The 18,508-nt window shown below is 70.2% G+C and carries 15 protein-coding genes; 10 read left to right on the top strand and 5 right to left on the bottom strand.

Annotated features, from left to right (window positions below; genetic code table 11):
• From ACGFJ2_RS18495 to ACGFJ2_RS18485, 3 genes are read right to left on the bottom strand one after another with little or no spacing between them, the layout of a single operon-like run.
• Positions 1–807, bottom strand: coding sequence for a carbohydrate ABC transporter permease (locus tag ACGFJ2_RS18495; RefSeq protein WP_357948001.1), 807 nt, complete (start codon positions 805–807; stop codon positions 1–3).
• On the bottom strand, positions 804–1,733 hold the full coding sequence (locus tag ACGFJ2_RS18490) for a carbohydrate ABC transporter permease (protein ID WP_393469659.1): 930 nt from the start codon (positions 1,731–1,733) through the stop codon (positions 804–806). Before ACGFJ2_RS18490 ends, ACGFJ2_RS18495 begins: the two co-directional genes overlap by 4 nt.
• Positions 1,730–3,001 (bottom strand): ABC transporter substrate-binding protein, encoded by a 1,272-nt coding sequence (locus ACGFJ2_RS18485; protein ID WP_393469656.1) that lies wholly within the window; start codon positions 2,999–3,001, stop codon positions 1,730–1,732. Before ACGFJ2_RS18485 ends, ACGFJ2_RS18490 begins: the two co-directional genes overlap by 4 nt.
• A 142-nt stretch (positions 3,002–3,143) precedes the next feature.
• On the opposite strand from ACGFJ2_RS18485, the gene ACGFJ2_RS18480 reads away from it, so the two are divergent.
• The gene (locus ACGFJ2_RS18480; protein WP_393469653.1) at positions 3,144–4,229 is read left to right on the top strand and encodes an FCD domain-containing protein; all 1,086 of its coding nucleotides are present in this window, start codon (positions 3,144–3,146) and stop codon (positions 4,227–4,229) included.
• Here the strand turns inward: ACGFJ2_RS18480 and ACGFJ2_RS18475 are convergent.
• Positions 4,205–6,622, bottom strand: a complete 2,418-nt coding sequence (locus tag ACGFJ2_RS18475) for a glycoside hydrolase N-terminal domain-containing protein (RefSeq protein WP_393469650.1) — start codon at positions 6,620–6,622, stop codon at positions 4,205–4,207. The two genes, ACGFJ2_RS18480 and ACGFJ2_RS18475, sit on opposite strands and share 25 nt — an antisense overlap.
• Positions 6,623–6,810: 188 nt before the next feature.
• Here ACGFJ2_RS18475 and ACGFJ2_RS18470 point away from each other — a divergent pair, with 188 nt between their 5' ends.
• The 4 genes from ACGFJ2_RS18470 to pip all read left to right on the top strand — a co-directional run bounded on the left by ACGFJ2_RS18470 (position 6,811) and on the right by pip (position 12,496).
• Complete coding sequence (locus tag ACGFJ2_RS18470; protein ID WP_393469647.1) at positions 6,811–7,503, top strand: FadR/GntR family transcriptional regulator; 693 nt, start codon at positions 6,811–6,813, stop codon at positions 7,501–7,503.
• Positions 7,504–7,508: 5 nt separating this feature from the next.
• Complete coding sequence (locus ACGFJ2_RS18465; RefSeq protein ID WP_393469645.1) at positions 7,509–8,426, top strand: amidohydrolase family protein; 918 nt, start codon at positions 7,509–7,511, stop codon at positions 8,424–8,426.
• A 167-nt stretch (positions 8,427–8,593) separates the two neighbouring features.
• Positions 8,594–11,491 (top strand): M36 family metallopeptidase, encoded by a 2,898-nt coding sequence (locus ACGFJ2_RS18460; RefSeq protein WP_393469642.1) that lies wholly within the window; start codon positions 8,594–8,596, stop codon positions 11,489–11,491.
• A 57-nt stretch (positions 11,492–11,548) separates the two neighbouring features.
• Complete coding sequence (gene pip / locus ACGFJ2_RS18455) at positions 11,549–12,496, top strand: prolyl aminopeptidase (protein WP_393469639.1); 948 nt, start codon at positions 11,549–11,551, stop codon at positions 12,494–12,496.
• Between the two features lie 125 nt (positions 12,497–12,621).
• Here the strand turns inward: pip and ACGFJ2_RS18450 are convergent, their stop codons facing one another.
• Positions 12,622–13,986 (bottom strand): PLP-dependent aminotransferase family protein, encoded by a 1,365-nt coding sequence (locus tag ACGFJ2_RS18450; protein ID WP_393469636.1) that lies wholly within the window; start codon positions 13,984–13,986, stop codon positions 12,622–12,624.
• Between the two features lie 94 nt (positions 13,987–14,080).
• Here ACGFJ2_RS18450 and ACGFJ2_RS18445 point away from each other — a divergent pair, with 94 nt between their 5' ends.
• Genes ACGFJ2_RS18445 through ACGFJ2_RS18425 form a run of 5 tightly spaced genes read left to right on the top strand, consistent with a single transcriptional unit; the run spans position 14,081 to position 18,498 of the window.
• Entirely contained in the window at positions 14,081–15,022 is a 942-nt protein-coding gene (locus tag ACGFJ2_RS18445) for a hypothetical protein (protein ID WP_393469633.1), read from the top strand.
• Positions 15,019–15,864 carry a nitrilase-related carbon-nitrogen hydrolase gene (locus ACGFJ2_RS18440; protein ID WP_357948031.1) on the top strand — a complete coding sequence of 282 codons (846 nt, stop codon included), beginning with the start codon at positions 15,019–15,021 and terminating at the stop codon, positions 15,862–15,864. The genes ACGFJ2_RS18445 and ACGFJ2_RS18440 overlap by 4 nt, the downstream gene beginning before the upstream one ends.
• Complete coding sequence (locus tag ACGFJ2_RS18435) at positions 15,864–16,793, top strand: ABC transporter substrate-binding protein (protein ID WP_357948034.1); 930 nt, start codon at positions 15,864–15,866, stop codon at positions 16,791–16,793. Before ACGFJ2_RS18440 ends, ACGFJ2_RS18435 begins: the two co-directional genes overlap by 1 nt.
• The gene (locus ACGFJ2_RS18430; RefSeq protein ID WP_357948037.1) at positions 16,790–17,737 is read left to right on the top strand and encodes an amino acid ABC transporter permease; all 948 of its coding nucleotides are present in this window, start codon (positions 16,790–16,792) and stop codon (positions 17,735–17,737) included. Before ACGFJ2_RS18435 ends, ACGFJ2_RS18430 begins: the two co-directional genes overlap by 4 nt.
• Positions 17,734–18,498 (top strand): amino acid ABC transporter ATP-binding protein, encoded by a 765-nt coding sequence (locus ACGFJ2_RS18425; protein ID WP_357948040.1) that lies wholly within the window; start codon positions 17,734–17,736, stop codon positions 18,496–18,498. Before ACGFJ2_RS18430 ends, ACGFJ2_RS18425 begins: the two co-directional genes overlap by 4 nt.
• The last annotated feature ends 10 nt before the right edge of the window (positions 18,499–18,508 follow it).

The following is an 18,508-nucleotide window of genomic DNA, read 5'->3' as shown; positions in this document are numbered from 1 at the left end:
TCAACCTTTCGTGGCCCCGGCGGTGAGGCCGCTGATGATGTGCCGTTGCATGAAGACGAAGAAGACCAGGAGCGGGGCGATGGCCAGCAGCAGTGTCGGGAAGACCACCGTGTAGTCGGTGGAGTACTGGCTGACCGCCGCGTAGACGCCGGTGGTCACCGTGTACAGGCCGCTGCCGGGGCCCAGGATGATCTGCGGGTTCACGAAGTCGTTCCACACCGAGAAGGTGTTGAGGATGACCATCGTGGCGACCGCGGGCCGCATCAGCGGGAAGACGATCTGCCAGAACGTCCGCAGCCGCCCGGCCCCGTCCACCGCCGCCGCCTGGTCGAGCACGGCGGGGACGGTGGCGATGTAACCGGCGTACAGGAAGATCGAGAACGGCAGCGTGAGCACCGTCTCGAACAGCACGAACCCGCGGATCGTGCCCATCAGCCCGAGCGTCTTGAGTACGTAGACCACCGGGATGACCAGCACCTGCCCCGGGATGAACGTGCCGGCCAGGAAGAACAGCATCAGCACCCGGAAGCGGCGCTTCGGGCTGCGCGCGATCACGTAGGCCGCGGGCGCGGCCAGCACCACCGAGAGCAGGTTGACCGCCACCACGAACAGCAGCGTGACCGCGTACCCCTTGACCACGTTGAACTGCGGGTTCGTCAGCGCCCTGCCCAGAGGCTCCAGCGTGAGGCCCCCCAGGCCGAACGGGTTGCCCAGGATGTCCTGCTGACCCTTGAACGCGTTGACGGTCAGCACGTACAGGGGGATGAGCATGAAGGCGACGGTCGCCCAGAGGAAGGGCTTTCTCACTGGTGCACCGCCAGCTCGCCGCGCCTGCGCAGCCGGGTCACCACGAACGCCAGCGCCGCCGTCACCAGCATCAGCAGCACCGACTGCGCCGAGCCGAAGCCGAGGCGGGCGTCGTGGAAGGAGTTCCACAGGATGAGGTAGGCGACGGTCTGCGTCTGACCGGCCGGGCCGCCCGCCGTCAGCGACACCACAAGGTCGTACGTCTTGAGCAGCGTCACCAGCGACAGCACGATGTTGACCGTCACGGACGGGCCCAGGGCGGGCAGCGTCACGTTCCTGAACACCTGCCAGCGGGTCGCGCCGTCGATGCGCGCCGCCTCGATCAGCGAGTGCGGCACGGCCTGCAGCCCGGCCAGGTACAGCACGACGTTGACGCCGAACCCCGCCCACACCAGCACCGCGATCATGGTGATCGTGGCCCACGTCGGATCGGACAGGAACGGCAGCACCTCGCCGCCCCAGGTGGTCACCAGGTTGTTGACCGCGCCGGTGGTGCCGAGGATCGCCGACCAGAGGAAGCCGACCACGAGGGCGCTGAGCACGTGCGGGTAGAACAGCACGATCCGGAAGAACGTGTTCGCCCTGGAGACGCCGTTCACCAGGAGGGCGAAGCCGAGGCCCAGGAGGTTGAGCCCGGCCGTGCCCGCCGCCGCGACCAGCAGGGTGACCAGGGCGGCGCGGCGCAGCTCGGGGTCGTCCAGGAGGTTGACGTAGTTGGCGGCGCCGACGAAGGCGGGGTTGGCGCTGAAGCCGTCCCAGTCGGTCAGGCTCAGGTAGAGGGCCAGGCCGACCGGGATGATCAGCATCACGGTGTAGAGGACGGTGGCGGGGGCGACCATGATCGCGGTGGCCCATCCGTCGCGGCTCCTGGGCTTGCGCCGCACGACCGTGGCGGTGACGACGGGTGCTTCTTGGGTGAGCGTCATGAACGGCCGGCCAGCCAGCGGTCCACGCCCTCGGCCACTTCCTTGGGCGACTTGCCCACGTACAGGCCCTGGACCTCGGTGTTCCAGGCGGCGTTGAAGCCCTTGGGCAGGGTCGCGTCCCCGTACCCCTCACCCTGCGGGACCCCGGAGGGGGCGCCGTCGAGGATCTGCTGCACCTGCTTCTCCAGCGGGGTGAACTCGCGCTCCACGCCGCTGCGGAAGTTGCCGTCCTGCTTGAGCTGGCTCTTGACCGCCGCCGGGTCGGTGACGAGCCACTTCACCAGCTTGACCGCCGCGTCCTTCTGCGGGGTGGACTTGAGGATCATGTACGGGGCCGCCATCGTGGCGCCCTGGGGGCCCGGGTAGCTCAGGCCCTTGTCGACCGGGGCGGGGAAGACGCCGACTTCGAAGTCCTTCTTGGACTTGGCCTCGGCGGCGGTGAACCAGCTGCCCATGACGTACATCGCCGACTTGCCGGACAGGAAGGCGGTCTCGGCGTCGGCGTACTTCATGCCCAGGGCGTTCTTGTCGACGTAGCCCTTGTCGATCCAGGTGCGGTAGCGCTCCAGGAACGGCAGCAGCGACTCGCCCGCCTTGAGCTTGCCCGCCTTGATGTCCTGCTGCCAGGTGGGGTGGGCCTGGGCGCGCGACGGGCTGGACAACTGCAGCAGCTGGAGCCCGGTCAGGAACTCGCCGCCGGTCTGCAGCGGCAGCGTCCCGGCCGCCTTGAGCTTGCCCATGACCGTGTCGAACTCGTCGAGCGTGGTCGGCGGCTTGTCGATCCCGGCCTTCTCGAACGTGGCCTTGTTGTAGAAGACCAGCGACTGCGCCTGTACGCCGACGCCGACCGTGTAGACCTTGCCGTTCAGGCTCGCCTCCTTGACCAGCGGCGTGTCCTTCGCCCACGGCTGGTCGGTCAGGTCGAGCATCTGCTTGGAGAGCGTCTCGTCGGCCGTTAGCGTCTCCACCACGTCGGGGGCGTTGCCCGCGGCGAGTTGCTGGGGCAGCGTGTCGGCCACGCCCTTGCCGGTCGGCGCCTCGATCTTGACGTCGATGCCGGGATTGGCCTGCTCGAACGGCTTGACCAGCCCGTCCCAGTACGCCTGGGTGAGGTTCGGGGTGATGTTGACCAGCATCCGTACGGTGACCTGGCCCCCCTCGCTCTGCTGCGCCGACGAGCCGCCGGCGAAGCCGCCCCCGCCGCAGCCGGCGAGCAGGAGCAGGCCGCCGAGAGCGGTCAGGGCGTGGGTTGGACGTGGGGAGCGCATCGCACCTCCAGGGGAGACGCCTTTTAATGGGTCGTCACTCGATTAACGATTATTTAATACGTAGGTCACATATGCTCGTCAAGAGCCACGTAAATAGGTTGCGAGCGGATTGCCTGAGTCATAAATACGTTAGGATGGGCGGATGGCTGGACGCGAGGACGGCAAGCGGCTGGTGCTGGGCGCGGAGGAGCTGGACGCCCTGCGGGCGTGGGCGGAGGGGGCCGGTGAAAGCCTGAGCCTGCGCAGTCGCATCGTGCTCGCCTGCGCCGAGGGCCTGCCCCGCAACGAGATCGCGGCGCGGCTGGCGGTGAGCCCCGCGACCGTGGCCAAGTGGCGCGACCGCTTCGTCGAACGCGGCCTCGACGGCCTGGCCGACGCCCCGCGCCCTGGCCGCCCGCGCACCGCGGAGCGGCGGGAGGCCGAACGGGTGATCGCGGCCGCGGCCACCGGGCCGGCCGTCCCTTCGACGCGCACGATGGCCAGGCAGCTCGGCCTCTCGCAGTCCACGGTGGCGCGCATCTGGCAGGAGCAGCAGGTCGCGCCGCCCGCGGCCCGGCAGGTGCCCAGGGAACTGCTGTCCGACCGGGTCTACGAGCTGCTGCGCGGCTGGATCGTCGCCGGCGAGCTGGTGGCGGGGCAGCGGCTGGTGGAGTCGGAGATCGCCCGCCGGGTCGGCACCAGCCAGGCCCCGGCCAGGGAGGCGATCAAGCGGCTGGCGCACGAGGGCCTGGTCATCTCCTATCCCAACCGGGGCAGCTACGTCGCGGAGATCTCCGACGAGCAGGCCCGCGAGGTCCGCGACATCCGGGTGCTGCTGGAGGAGTACGCCGCCCGCGAGGCCGCCACCCGCGTCCGGCCCGAGACGCTGCGGCAGCTGGCCGCCGACGTGCAGGCGATGCGGCGGGCGGCGGGCGACGGCGACATCGGCGCCTTCCGGGACGCCGACCTGGCCTTCCACCGGCGCGTCTGCGCCGCCTGTGGCAACTCCTTCCTGCTGCGCCTGTGGCGGACCATCGAGTCCAACCTGTGGAGCCTGCACGTGGTCGGCAACCCGCTCTACGGCGGTGACTGGGGCGCGATGGCGGGCCACCACGACGACCTGGTGGCTGCGCTGGCCTCCGGCGACCCGGACGAGGCGGCCCGCCTGTTCGCCGCCCACGCCAGGGGCGAGGCGTCCCGCACCCCGCCCCGCACGAAGCCGCCTCAGGCGGACGCGGCCACCTCGTAGACCCCGCCGCGCCGGGTGTCGAAGACGATCACCCCCGGCTCCGGCCGTTCGGCCTTGACCGGCCTGCCGTGCTCGGTCACCGTGACGTCTTTCGCGGTGCGCAGCGTGAGCTTCCGTCCCAGATCCGAGCGGATCTTCCCGCGCAGTACGGCCCCGCCGGCCCACTCCAGATCGATCTCGAAGCCGCCGCGGGCCCGCAGCCCGCGGAACGACCCGGCCGGCCAGACCGAGGGCAGAGCGGGCAGCAGGTGCACCTGGTCGCCGTGGCTCTGCAGCAGCATCTCGGTGATCCCCGAGGTCCCGCCGAAGTTGCCGTCGATCTGGAACGGCGGATGCAGGTCGAACATGTTGGGCGCGGTCCGGGCGGGCAGCAACAGGTTGCTCAGCCGCTTGTACGCCTCGGGCGCGTCCAGCAGCCGCGCCCAGAAGTTGATCTTCCAGGCCAGCGACCAGCCCGCGCCCGCCTCCCCCCGCAGCTCCAGCGTCCGGCGGGCGGCCGTGGCCAGCTCGGGGGACAGGCGCGGGTCGATCTGGTGGCTCGGGAACAGGCCCCACAGGTGGGAGATGTGCCGGCTGCGCGACAACGCGGCGTCGCCCCGGTAGTCCTCCTGCCACTCCTGGATCTGGCCGAGGTGACCCACCTGGGTGGGCACCAGCCGGGAGCGGGCCTGCTTCACCTGCTCCCGCATCCCCTCCTCCAGCCGCAGGATCGTCGAGGCCTCCTCGAAGGCGCCGAACAGGTCACGCAGGATCTGCATGTCCATGGTCGGACCGGCGCAGATGCTGACGTTCTCGCCGCCGTCCTCGTGGTGGCCGACCTCGGGGGAGTGCGAGGGGTTGGTCACCAGGTAGCCGGTTCTGGGGTCGGTCTGCAGCGTGTCCAGGAAGAACTGGACCGAGCCCTTGATCAGCGGGAAGTGCTCGCGCAGCCGCCGCTCGTCGCCCGTGTACAGGTAGTGCTCCCACATCGTCAGGCAGAGCCACGCGCCGCCGCTCGGCCACACGCCGTAGAAGGCGAAGTCGACGGGCGCGGTGCCGCGCCAGCCGTCGGTGTTGTGGTGGGCCACCCAGCCGCCCGCGCCGTACTGTGTCTTGGCGGTCTTGGCCCCCGAGTCGGCCAGGTCCTTGATCAGGTCGAACAGCGGCTCCATGCACTCGGTGAGGTTGGCGGGCGCGGCCGGCCAGTAGTTCATCTCGCAGTTGATGTTGATGGTGTACTTCGACTCCCACGCGGGGGTGAGCGAGTCGTTCCAGATGCCCTGCAGATTGGCCGCGTAGCCGGGGGAGCGGGAGCTGGAGATCAGCAGGTAGCGGCCGTACTGGAAGTACAGCGCCGCCAGCTGCGGGTCGGTGTCGAGCTGCTTGCGGGCGATGCGCTCGTCGGTCGGCAGCGCGACGGCCTCCGAGGTGCCCAGGTCGATCGCCACCCGCCCGAACAACCGCTGATAGTCCCGTACGTGCCGGTGCGCCAGCACCTCGTACGGCCGCCCGCTCGCCCGCTTCAGATGCCGCTCCGCCACCTGGGCCGGGTCGCCGCCGACGTCCTTGAAGTTGCGGTAGCTCGAGCCCATGGAGATCAGCAGCGTGACCTCGTCGGCGCCCTCCACCACCAGCGTGCCGCCGTCGGTGCGGACCGTGCCGCCCTTCGCCTCGGCCCTGGCCAGGGCCTGGAAGCGCACCTCGCCCTTCATGCCCTGGGTGTCGCCGCTGACCCCGTCGAGCGCGATCGTGGCCCGGCCGGCCGCGGCCGTCGTGGAGCTCTGCGCGCTGGAGAAGGCCGCCTGGAACGACACCGCGCCCGGTTTGTCGGCCGTGTGACGGACGACGATGAGCTGGTCGGGATTGCTGGCGAAGACCTCGCGTGTGTGGCGGACGCCGTCGCGGACGTAGGTGACCGTGGTGACGGCGCGGGTCAGGTCGAGCTCGCGGCGGTATTCGGTGAACTCCGCCGACCCCGGGAACGTCAGCGTGAGGTCGCCGAGCACCTGGTACGGGGCCTGCTCGCTGGGCCGGCCGAGGAACTTCTGGTCGGCCAGGTTCTGTGCCGCCTGCCACTTGTCCTCCCAGACCAGCTGCCTGATCTGCGGGAGGGCGGCCAGCGCCTCGGGGCTGTCGTAATTGTGCGGGCCACCGGCCCAGATGCTGTCCTCGTTGAGCTGGAGGCGTTCGGTCGCCACGCCGCCGAAGACCATGGCGCCGAGCCGCCCGCAGCCGACCGGCAACGCCTCCAGCCAGGCGGCGGCGGGCTTGCCGTACCAGAGAGTGAGGGGGTTGTCCCGCGCGGACGGCTCGGCCCGCGCGGGTTCTGCGGCGATGCCGCTCGTGAGCAGGGATCCGGCGGCGGCTCCCAGCCCGGTCGTGAGCACGCCCCTGCGTGTGTAGCCGTGGGTCACCAATACTCCTCTTGTTTCGCTTTCGCGGAGGTTGTTGCGCGGTGGTTAACGCGGATGGGCCAAGGCGGACGTGGGATGTATTAGTACGCTCGATCATCGTCCGCTGTCTAGTTCCCCACGTCCGGCGCATAGGGCTGGCCAGAACATAGGACGTTTGTTAGATTCCAGCTGGCGAACGAGAGGATCAGATGTCCCTGACAGACGAGGCCATCGCCCGGATCCGGCAGCTCATCCAGTCCGGAGACCTGCCGCCCGGCTCGCGGCTGCCGCCAGAACCGCAGCTCGCCGCCCAGCTCGGCGTCTCGCGCAACCCGCTGCGCGAGGCCGTCAAGGCGCTGGTCGTCGCGCGGGTCCTCGACGTGCGCAGGGGCGACGGCACGTACGTCACCAGCCTGGAGCCGGCGCTCCTGCTCGAAGGGCTCGGGATCGCCATCGAGCTGCTGCGTGACGACACGCTCATGGAGGTCATCGAGACCCGGCGGCTGTTCGAGCCGGTCGCCACGGCGCTGGCCGCCACCCGGGTGTCCGACGCCCAGCTGGCGGTCATCGAAGAGCAGCTGGCGGCCATGCGGGAGGTCAGCGGCGACGTGGAGAAGCTCAACCACTTCGACGCCGCCTTCCACCGCGCGGTCGTGGCCGCGACCGGCAACGAGACGCTGTGCACGCTGCTCGACGGCATCTCCGGCCGGACGACGCGGATGCGGGTGTGGCGCGGGAGCGTGGTGGCGGGCAGCGCGGACCGTACGCTGGCCGAGCACCAGGCGATCTACGACGCTCTGGTCGCACGGGACGCCCCGCTGGCCCAGGCGGCGGCGCTGATGCACGTCAGCACGACCGAGAGCTGGTTCCGCCTCGTCCTCGCCACCGAGCCGCCGCGATGACCGGCATGGACGCGCCTGCGTCTGGGGTGGACGCGCCGCGCATAGAGGCGCCTCGGATAGACGCGCACCACCACGTCTGGGACCTCGGGGCCCGGGCCCACAGCTGGCTCGATGCCGAGAAGCTGGCGCCGATCCGCCGCACGTTCACCCTCGACCGGCTCGCCGAGCACGCGGCCGCGGCGGGAGTGGGCGGGACCGTGCTGGTGCAGGTGCTGCCCGACCTGGCGGAGACCGTGGAGTTCCTGGCCTTGGCCGCGGCGTCCGAGCTGGTGGCGGGGGTCGTGGGCTGGGTCGATCTTACCGCGCCCGCCATCGCCGAGACGCTGGCCGGCCTGCCCGGCGGGCGGTCAGGCAGGGCAGGCCAGGCAGGTCGGCCCGGCGGGCTGGTGGCGATCCGCCACGGCGTGCAGGCCGAGCCCGACCCCGGCTGGCTCACCCGCCCCGACGTCCGCCGTGGGCTGGCCGCCGTGGCGTCGGCGGGTCTGGCCTACGACCTGCTCACGCTGCCGCACCAGCTGCCCGCGGCCATCGAGACGGTGGCCGCGCTGCCCGAGCTGACGTTCGTGCTCGATCACCTGTCCAAGCCGCCCATCGCCTCGGGGGAACTCGAACCGTGGGCGAGCCGGATCCGGGAGCTGGCCGCACACCCGAACGTGTACTGCAAGCTGTCCGGGATGGTCACCGAAGCCGACTGGACGTCCTGGCGGGTAGCCGACCTGCGGCCCTACGCCGAGACCGTGCTGGCGGCGTTCGGGCCGGAGCGGGTGATGTTCGGGTCGGACTGGCCGGTCTGCCTGCTCGCGGCTGATTACCAGCGGGTCGTGTCGGTGGCCGAGGAGCTGTGCGCGGGGCTGTCGGCGGGGGAGCGCGCGGACGTCTTCGGCGGTACGGCCTGCCGGGCATATCGGCTCGGAAACCGCTGACGCGGACCCCCGCCTATGACCCCCATACGCCGATATTTCGGGCTTTACAAGATCTTGTCAGCGCATAAAACCAGTGTTAACTCTTGCGGAGGCGCGGGACACGAGTTCCCGCGCCTCTGGACGTTCAGGAGAAAGACGTTCAGGACAAGGATGTGCAGGAGGAAAAGGTGTCGAGCAGGCCCTGGTTACGCAGCACTGTCGTCGTCCTCGCCATCACGGCGTCCTCTCTACCCCTCACCGGAGCCGCCCGGAGTGAACCGGGCGCGACGGCTCCCCAAGTCCAAGGCGTTCACGAGGGCGAGCCCGGCAAGCCCGACCTGGACAACCGGCAAGGCAGAGTCCCGCCGCCGGTCGGGATCAACGCCCGCAGCGCGGGACCGGCGGCCGAGATCCGCTGGAACGTTCTGGGCACCCCCGCCGCCATCACCAGCGCCGAGCCGCTGGCCGAAGGGCTGGGCGCCGACCCGGAGCAGGCCGCGCGCGCCTACCTCAAGAACAACGAGCGGATCTTCGGCCTGTCCGCCGCGTCGGTCGACGCCCTGGAGAAGGTCGCGGTCAACCCGATCGGCGCGGGCCATGCCGTACTGCTGCGCCAGCGCTTCGGCGGTCTGCCGGCCGGCGTGGACGGCCTGGTCGCGATCGGCGTGGCCGGCGGCAAGATCAGGCACGTGACCTCCTCGCTGTCGCGTGACACGGCGGCGCCCCCGGCCGCCACGATCACCGCGCAGCGGGCCATGGAGATCGCGGCCAGGGACGACGGCATCGACCTGGCCACGGCCGTGACCAAGCAGGTCAGCGCGGTGGCCGTGCCGGCGCCCGACGGGGTGCACAGCGCGTACCAGGTCGTCCTGATCGGCGGTCAGGGCGAGGCGGCCGGATACACCACGCACGTGGACGCGGTCAGCGGCGCGATCCTCGTCCGGGAGAACCTGGTCGAGCACTTCGACCCGGACAACCCGACCTGGTCGGCCTTCCCGTCGAACCCGCCGGACGACTACTCCTCCACCGACACCCGCCAGACCTGGTGCTTCGCGGCGGCCTCCGGCTGCGACTACGTGACCGGCGGCGACCCGCCGACCGGCAAGGCGTGGGACGTCGACCACGCCACGAACACCTCCACCACCACCAGCGTCGGCAACGCGGCGAAGACCGTCGAGAACCGGGCGAACCCCGATCCGTTCTCGGTCGGCACCCGCAGCAACGTGCTCACGCCGAGCCGGAACTACGCCTACCCGTGGCGGAACCAGTGGCACGAGGCGAAGTGCGACCCGGCGGTCTTCGACCAGAACGGTGAGAACGACCTAGAGGCCGCCATCGCCAACCTGAACGCCATGCACAACCGCATGCACGACTGGTCCTACCGGCTCGGCTTCACCGAGACGGCGTGGAACATGCAGGTGGACAACGGTGACCGTGGCGGGCTCGGCAACGACCCCGAGCAGGGCAACGCCCAGGCGGGCGCCCGCGATCTGACCGTGCGCGACAACGCCAACCAGATCACCGGGCCCGACGGGGTGGCGCCGATCACGAACATGTATCTGTGGCAGCCGATCGCGGGCTCGTTCTACTCCCCGTGCGTGGACGGCGACTACGACATGTCGGTCATCGGCCACGAGAACACCCACGCCATCTCCGGCCGCATGATCGGCGGCCCGAACGCCGGCTGGAGCGGCGCGCAGGCCGGCGCGATGAACGAGAGCACCTCCGACCTGATGGCGATGGAGTACCTGTTCGAGTACGGCTTCCGGCCCTCCGGCCTGACCCCGTACGTCACGGGCGGCTACGTCACCGGCGACCGCGAACGGGGCATCCGGAACTACGACATGTCCAAGTCGCCGCTCAACTACAGCGACATCGCCTACGACCTCGTCGGCCAGCAGGTCCACGCGGACGGCGAGATCTGGTCGGCCACGCAGTTCGACGTGCGCGACGCCTTCGTCAAGCGATATGGCAAGGGCACCGCCAAGCAGCAGCGAGCCTGCGCGGACGGCAAGACGCCGCTGGACAAGTGCCCGGGCAACCGGCGCTGGGCGCAGCTCTCCCTCGACGCCCTGCTGCTGATGGCCTCGGGCGCGGTCAGCTACGTCGATCACCGGGACGCGCTGCTCGCGGCCGACGCGATGCGCTTCGACGGCGCGGACCAGGACATCATGTGGCGCGCGTTCGCCGAGCACGGCCTGGGCGCGACGGCGGCCAGCGTCGGCCCGAACGACCCCGACCCCACGCCGAGCTTCGTCAACCCGGCAGGCAAGAACGGCTCGCTGCAGCTCAAGCCGCTGGGCGAGGCGAAGGGCGCGGCGCTGCGCCTGTACGTGGGCGACTACGAGGGACGGGTGGTCCCGGTCGCCGACACCGACCCCGCGACGCCGCTCGGTGACACCGTGGAGATGACGCCCGGCGTCTACGACTTCGTGGTGGCGGGCAACGGGTTCGGGCACACGCGGCTGAAGTTCCCGGTGGTGGGTGGCGCGAAGCTGCCGCTTCCCCTGCCGCTGTCGCGTAACCTCGCCTCGGCCACGGCCGGCGCGGTGGCCTCGGGCGACGGCGTCAACCAGGCCAAGCTGATCGACGAGACCGAGGCCACGAACTGGGCCTCACTCACCGGGGCGCCGGCCGGCAAGTCGGTCACGGTGGACCTGGCGGGCGACAGCCCGGTCAAGATCCGCCGAGTCCAGGTCAGCGCGATGCTCAGACCCAACATCAACGACCCGGCCGACCCCGGCGCGCAGAACCGGTTCACCGCCCTGCGCTCCTTCGAGGTGCTCGCCTGCGCCAAGGACTGCGCGAACCCGGCCAATTTCCGGAAGATCTACACCAGCCCGGCGGACGCCTTCAAGACCACGCTGCCCCGTCCCCGTGGCGCGAACCTGCTCATCAAGTCGTTCACCGTTCCCGCCACCACCGCCACCCACCTGATGCTCCGTACGCTCACCACCCAGTGCACCGGCAACCCGCTCTACGCCGGTGAACAGGACAACGATCCCAACTCCTCGACGGACTGCGCCACGGCCAGCCCGGCGCGCGACCAGGCCCGAGCCGCCGAATTCCAGGCGTTCTCGTACTGATCCGCCGAGACGGTACGGCTTGCGCTCACCACCGGGCGCAGGCCGTACCGTTGATCTATGTATCCTCCGATCGAGCCCTACGACCATGGGCATCTCGACACCGGCGACGGCCATCTCGTCTACTGGGAGGTCTGCGGAAATCCCGAGGGCAAGCCCGCGCTCGTCGTCCACGGCGGCCCTGGTTCGGGCTGCTCGGAGAATCAGCGGCGCGGGTTCGATCCGGAGCGTTACCGCATCATCCTGTTCGACCAGCGCAACTGCGGCCGGAGCCTGCCGCACGCCAGCGACCCGGCCACCGATCTGTCCACCAACACCACCCCGCACCTGATCGCCGACATGGAACGGCTGCGGGAGCACCTCGGCGTCGACCGGTGGCTGCTCTATGGCGGCTCGTGGGGGTCCACGCTCATGCTCGCCTACGCCGAGGCGCACCCCACTCGGGTGTCGGAGCTGGTGATCTGCGGCGTCACGATGACCCGCCGCTCCGAGATCGACTGGCTCTACAACGGCGTCGGCCGCTACTTCCCCGAGCAGCGGCAGCGCTTCCGCGAGGGCGTCCCGGAGTCCGACCGCGACGGCGACGTACTGGCCGCCTACGCGCGGCTCATGTCCGACCCCGACCCCGTCGTCCGCGCCAAGGCCGCCCACGAGTGGGTGACCTGGGAGGACACGGTGATCTCCATGGAGGTCAACGGCAAGCCGAACGCCTACAGCGACCGGCCGCCCCTGGCTCTGCTGGCCTTCGTACGGATTTGCGCCCACTACTTCTCCAACGGCGCCTGGCTGGAGGAGGGCATCCTGCTGCGCGAGGCGCACAAGCTGGCCGGCATCCCCGGCGTCCTCCTCCACGGCCGCTTCGACCTGGGCTCACCCTTGGAGACCGCCTGGGACCTGGCCCAACGCTGGCCCGACGCCCGGCTGGTCGTGGTGGACGACTCGGGCCACACCGGCAGCGGCACCATGCGCAAGCAGGTCATGGCCGCCCTGGACGCCTTCGCGACCTGACCCTCTTCGTTTCCCCCGGAGGGGGTCCCTCTCCAGGGTCCTCAGCCCCGACGGACCGGCTTCTTCCGCACCCCCGAAGGGGGTATTCCTCCAAGGGACCCCAGCCACAACGGACCGTCACAGCCCTAATGACGGTCGGCCCCCGGTCGCTTGGCGGCCAGGGCGATCACATCGGCGAGTTCGCCCAGCTCAGCAGGCTCCTCGGTAAGCGCGGCAATGGCCAGCCGCAGATGCGGCCGACCAGGCCGGATCCGATACCGGCTGCCGGGCGCCGCCGAGATGCCGTGGGCGGCCAGCGTGACCAGAGCCTCCGACTCGTCATGGACCGGCACCCACAGCACGAGACTGTCCCGCCCCCCGGTGTGCACACCCCGAGCCGACAGCGCGGTGACCAGGCTCGCCCGGCGCCGGGCGTACGCGATCCGAGCCTGCTCCACGATCGACTGCGTGCCCGGATCGGTGAGCAGATGGGCCAGCGCGTCCTGGAGGATCCTGCTGGTCCAGCCGGTGCCGTAGCTACGCAGCACCCGCACCCGCTCCACAGCCTCCGCCGCCCCGCCGATGATCGCGAGGCGCAGGTCGGGCCCGTGTGACTTGGAGTACGAGCGCACGAGCACCGTCCGGTCGGGCAGCCGCGTGCCGATGCTGCTCAGCGGCTCGGTGGACAGGTCGCCGATCCCGTCGTCCTCGACGATGAGGGTGTTCGTGGGCGCGAGGAGCCGGGCCAGCTCGGCGGAGCGGCTCTCGGGCACCGCGTAACCGCACGGCGAGTGACCGCGCGGCTGGTAGACGAACGCCACCGGGCTGGAGCGCAGGCTTTCGGCGAGCGCGGCCGGGATGGGTCCGTCCTCGTCGCAGGCGACGGGGACCACCTCGACGCCGATCATCTCCAGGATGTCGAGCAGCCTGGCCGCGGTGGGCTCCTCGATGGCGATGCGGTCGCCGGGCAGGGCGGTCGTCTGGCAGAGCAGCTGGACCCCCTCGTACCCGCCACCGAGCGCCAGCCAGCTCTGAGCCGCGAACGGCCAGGTGGGTTCGACCGCGGCCCGCAGGCGCGGGGTGATCGTCTCGCGGACGTAGCCGTTGAAGCCTTCGGCGGAGGTGGCCGTGGCGAGCGCGGCGTCGAGAGGCGGGAGGAGCGCCCGGTCCGGCGCCGCGATGGCGAGGTCGATCGCCAGCCGGCTGCCGAAGTGGCCGATCCGCTCGTAGCGCGCCGGGTGGGGCACGCCAGGAGGTCCGAGCACCACGGTTCCCCGGCGGCCCTCCGTACCGATCATCCGGTGTTTGCGCAGCTCAGACCAGGCTTCGGCGATCGTGCTCGAGCTGACGCCCAGCGCGCGGGCCAGACTCCGCACGGTGGGCAGCCGCGCGCCGGGCCGCAGCGTGCCCTGCCGGATCAGGTCGATCAGAGAGGTGGCGATGCCACGCGCGCTCGGTTCGCGAACCTGCTGCCCCAGCCAGGCGGGATCGACCTCCACGAGAACTCCCATCTGACAAAGCTTTGTTCAGGAACAAAGAGCAACTTGTGTAGCGGATTTCGCTGAACATAAGGTACAGCCCAATACATCACTAAAGGGAGTTTTTGTGACGAAACCTGGCATTCGGCTTGGTCTGCGGGACTGGGATCACCTCGTGCCCGTGGCGACCGGGACGCTGACGTCCGAGGCGTTCGACCTGGATCTCGATTCCCGGTCGATCACGCCGGACGTGCTGAGCGAGCCCGAGCTGGACGGCGGGGAGACCTCCTTCAGCAGGTACGTTCTCGGCCGGGCCAAGGGTGACGACCGGCTGGTGGGACTGCCCGTCTTCGTGATGCGCGGCTTCCGCCAGCGGTGTGTGCTGGTGCGGCGTGACAGCGAGCTGCGCGAGTTCGCCGAGCTGAAGGGGGCCCGGATCGGCCTGACCGGCTGGCCGGACTCGGGCAACACCTGGACGCGGGCGCTCCTGCGGGCGGCCGGAGTCGACCTCGCCGGGATCCAGTGGACGGTCGGCGCCGTGGACGCGCCCGAGCCGGGCAAGGACCGCGTCGGCTCGGCGAAGCTGCCGGACAACGTCAGCGTGACCGACGGCTCGCTCGCCGAGCAGCTCGACGCCGGAACGCTCGACGCGATCATGACCCCGTTCATGCCCGAGGGCTTCTTCACCCCCGAGAGCCGCTTCCGTCACCTTTTGCCCGACCACCCGGCGGCCGAGCTCGACTACTACCGCCAGAACGGCTTCGTCCCCGGCATCCACCTGGTGACGCTCAAGCGCGAGGTCGTCGAGCGCCACCCCTTCCTGCCGCAGGCCGTACAGGAGCTCTTCGAACGCTCCAAGCGGCACTGGCTGGCGCGGCGCCGGCTCCTGACGGACACCACCCCGTGGCTGCTCGCCGACCTGAGCCGGACCCAGGAGGTCTTCGGCGCGGACTGGATGCCGTACGGCACCGCCGCCAACGCCGCCATGACCGCGGCCTTCTGCGCGGAACTGCACGCCCAGGGGATCGCCCCCGCTCCCATCGACCCCCAGGAGGTCTTTCCCTCATGAAGAACCTGCGTGTGGCGGTCGGCCAGTTCGCCTCATCAGAGGACTGGGCGGCCAACCTCAAGACCTGCGGCGACCTCTTCGACGAGGCCGCCGCCGGGAACGCGGACCTGCTGGTGCTCCCGGAAGGGGCGATGGCCCTGTTCGTCGACGATCCGGTACGGATCCGGCAGGCGGCCCAGCCGCTCGACGGGCCGTTCGTCACCGGCCTGGCCGAGCGCACCCGCGGGACGTCCACCACGGTGATCGTCGGCATGCACCAGCCCGCCGAGGACGGCCGGGTGATCAACACGCTGGTCGCGCTGCGCGACGGCGAGATCATCACCATCTACCGCAAACTGCACCTGTACGACGCCTTCGGCCGGCGCGAGTCGAACAACGTGGTGGCCAGCTCGGACAGCCCCGTCGTCTTCGACTGCGCGGGCTGGAAGGTCGGGCTGATGACCTGCTACGACGTCCGGTTCCCCGAGCTGGCCCGGCTCCTGGCCGACCAGGGCGCGCAGGTGGTCGCGCTGCCCGCCGCCTGGGTGCGCGGCCCCGCCAAGGAGTGGCACTGGGAGGTCATGGTCACCGCCCGCGCCCTGGAGAACACCTACTACGTGGCCGCGTCCGGCGAGTGCGGCCGGCGCAACATCGGCAACAGCATGTTCGTCGACCCGCTCGGCATCACCCGAGCCCAGCTCAACGGCGACACACCCGGTCTGCTCTGGTCCGAAGCCTCGGCCGAGGAGCTCGACCGGGCCCGCGAGAGCCTGCCGGTCCTCGCCAACCGGCGTTTCACCGTCAACCCCCTCCCCACCACCCCCTCGACAGGTCCCTCGACCTCGATCGCCCAAGGAGCGTAATGCGTAAGACCCAAGCCGCCGGTGCCGTCATGGCCGGCGCCCTGCTGCTGGCCGGATGCGGCGCCAACCCGACCGAGAGCCAGGGCGCCGTCGGGGACACCCCCTCCGCGCCCGCCGCCGCCAGCCACGCCAAGGACCAGGCCCTGTTCGACCGCCTGCCCGACAAGGTGAAGAGCGCGGGCAAGCTGGTCTCGGTGAACAACGGCTCGTTCCCGCCCTACGAGATCGCCGGCACCGACGGCAAGTCGCTGACCGGTGTCGCGGCCGATCTGTCCGAGGAACTGGGCGGCCTGCTCGGCGTCAAGATCGAGCACGTGACCGTGGACGGGCTGCCCAGCCAGCTCACCGGCATCGCGGCCGGCCGGTACGACCTGGCCCTCGGGCCGGTGGGGGACTTCCCCGACCGCCAGGCCTCCAACGACTTCGTCGACTGGGTGCAGGAGTTCGTCGTCTTCGCCGTGCCGAAGGGCAACCCGAACAAGATCCAGTCGATCGACGACACCTGCGGGCTGCGGATCTCCGTGATGGCCGGCGGATCGGCCGAGAAGGTGATCAAGGCGCAGTCCGACACCTGTGTCAAGGACGGCAAGAAGAAGGTCGAGGTTCAGTCCTACAAGGACCAGCCCACCTCGATCCTCGCGGTCCGCTCCAACCGGGCCGACGCCTTCTTCTCCTCGCAGGCGCCGCTGACTTACTTCGTAAAGCAGTCGGGCGGAGAGCTTGAGCTGGCGGCCACGGGTAAGCCCAACGGGTTCGACACCCTCTACCAGGGCGCCGTCGTGGCCAAGGACTCGCCGCTGCGGGACGTGATCAAGGACGGCATCCAGAAGCTGATCGACGACGGGACGTACGAGAAGGTCATGACCAAGTGGGGGACCAGCGGCAACATGCTCAAGCAGGCCGGCGTGAACCTGGCGGCGAAGCAGTGACGACCGCCACCGAGCGGCACTCGCCCCCTGAAGTGGACGTCGCGGGGGCGGCGCGGACGCGGCACCCGCTGCGCTGGGTGGCCTCGATCATCCTGCTGATCCTCGCCGCCCAGCTGGTGAACCTGCTGATCACCAACCACAACTTCAAGTGGGACGTGGTCGCGCGCTACTTCAACGCGCAGGTCATCGGGGCGGGCATCATCACGACGCTCTACCTCACGGTGATCGCCATGGCCGTCGGCGTGATCCTGGGGGTGATCGTCGCGATGGGGCGGCTCTCCCAGAACCCGATCGCGCGGATCGTCTCCGGGCTCTACGTCTGGTTCTTCCGTGGTACGCCGGTGCTGGTGCAGCTCGTGCTCTGGTACAACCTGTCCGCCCTGATGCCGCAGATCTCGTTCGGCATCCCGTTCGGCCCGGAATTCCTCACGGCCGACACCAACAAGCTGATCACGCCGCTGCTGGCCGCCATCCTCGGGCTCGGGCTCAACGAGGCGGCGTACATGGCGGAGATCATCCGAGGCGGCCTGATGTCGGTCGACCCCGGCCAGACCGAGGCCGCGTCGGCGCTGGGCATGAGCCGGGGGCGGACGTTCCGCCGGATCATCCTGCCGCAGGCGATGCGGTTCATCGTGCCGCCGACCGGCAGCCAGGTCATCAGCATGCTGAAGGCCACCTCGCTGGTCAGCGTCATCGCCCTCGCCGACCTGTTGTACACCGTGCAGGCGATCTACAACCGCACCTTCCAGACGATCCCGCTGCTCATCGTGGCCTGCGTCTGGTACCTGGTGATCACGTCGATCCTGTACGTGGGCCAGTCCTTCATCGAGCGCCACTACGCGCGCGGCGCCACGCGGAACGCTCCCCAGAGCTTCTGGAGCTTCCTGATGTTCCGGCGACGGCAGCCGGCGCCGGCCCCGACCCGCGAGGAGACGCCATCATGAGCACGCCCATGGTGCACGCCCGGGCCGTACGCAAGAGCTTCGGCCACCTGGAGGTGCTCAAAGGCATCGACCTGACCGTCGAGCGGGGTGAGGTCGTCGTCATCCTCGGTCCTTCCGGGTCGGGCAAGTCGACGTTCCTGCGGTGCGTCAACCACCTGGAGACCATCGACGGCGGCGCCATCCACGTCGACGGCGAGCTGATCGGCTTCCGCGCCAACGGCGGGCGGGTGCACCACCTGGGCGATCGGGACATCACCCGCCAGCGCAGGGAGATCGGCATGGTCTTCCAGCAGTTCAACCTGTTCCCGCACTTCACCGTGGTGCAGAACATCATGGAGGCGCCCGTCGGGGTGCGCGGCGAATCCCGCGCGAAGGCCCGTACGCGGGCTCTGGCCCTGCTGGAGCGGGTCGGCCTGGCGGACAAGACGGACAGCTACCCCCGCCAGCTGTCGGGCGGCCAGCAACAGCGGGTGGCCATCGCCCGCGCGCTGGCCATGCAGCCCAAACTGATGCTCTTCGACGAGCCGACCAGCGCGCTGGACCCCGAGCTGGTGGGCGAGGTGCTGGCCACCATGAAGGGGCTGGCCACCGACGGCCTCACCATGATCGTCGTCACGCACGAGGTGGGCTTCGCCCGCGAGGTGGCCGATCGGGTGGTGTTCATGGACGGCGGGGTCATCGTGGAGGCCGGGCCGCCCGCCGAGGTGCTCGACAACCCGCAGAACCCGCGCACCCGCGCCTTCCTCAGCAAGGTCCTCTGAGGTCTGGAAC

The organism is Nonomuraea sp. NPDC049028, from assembly GCF_043197735.1.
In the GTDB taxonomy this organism is placed as follows: Bacteria; Actinomycetota; Actinomycetes; order Streptosporangiales; family Streptosporangiaceae; genus Nonomuraea.
This window is presented reverse-complemented; position numbering and strand designations above follow the sequence as displayed.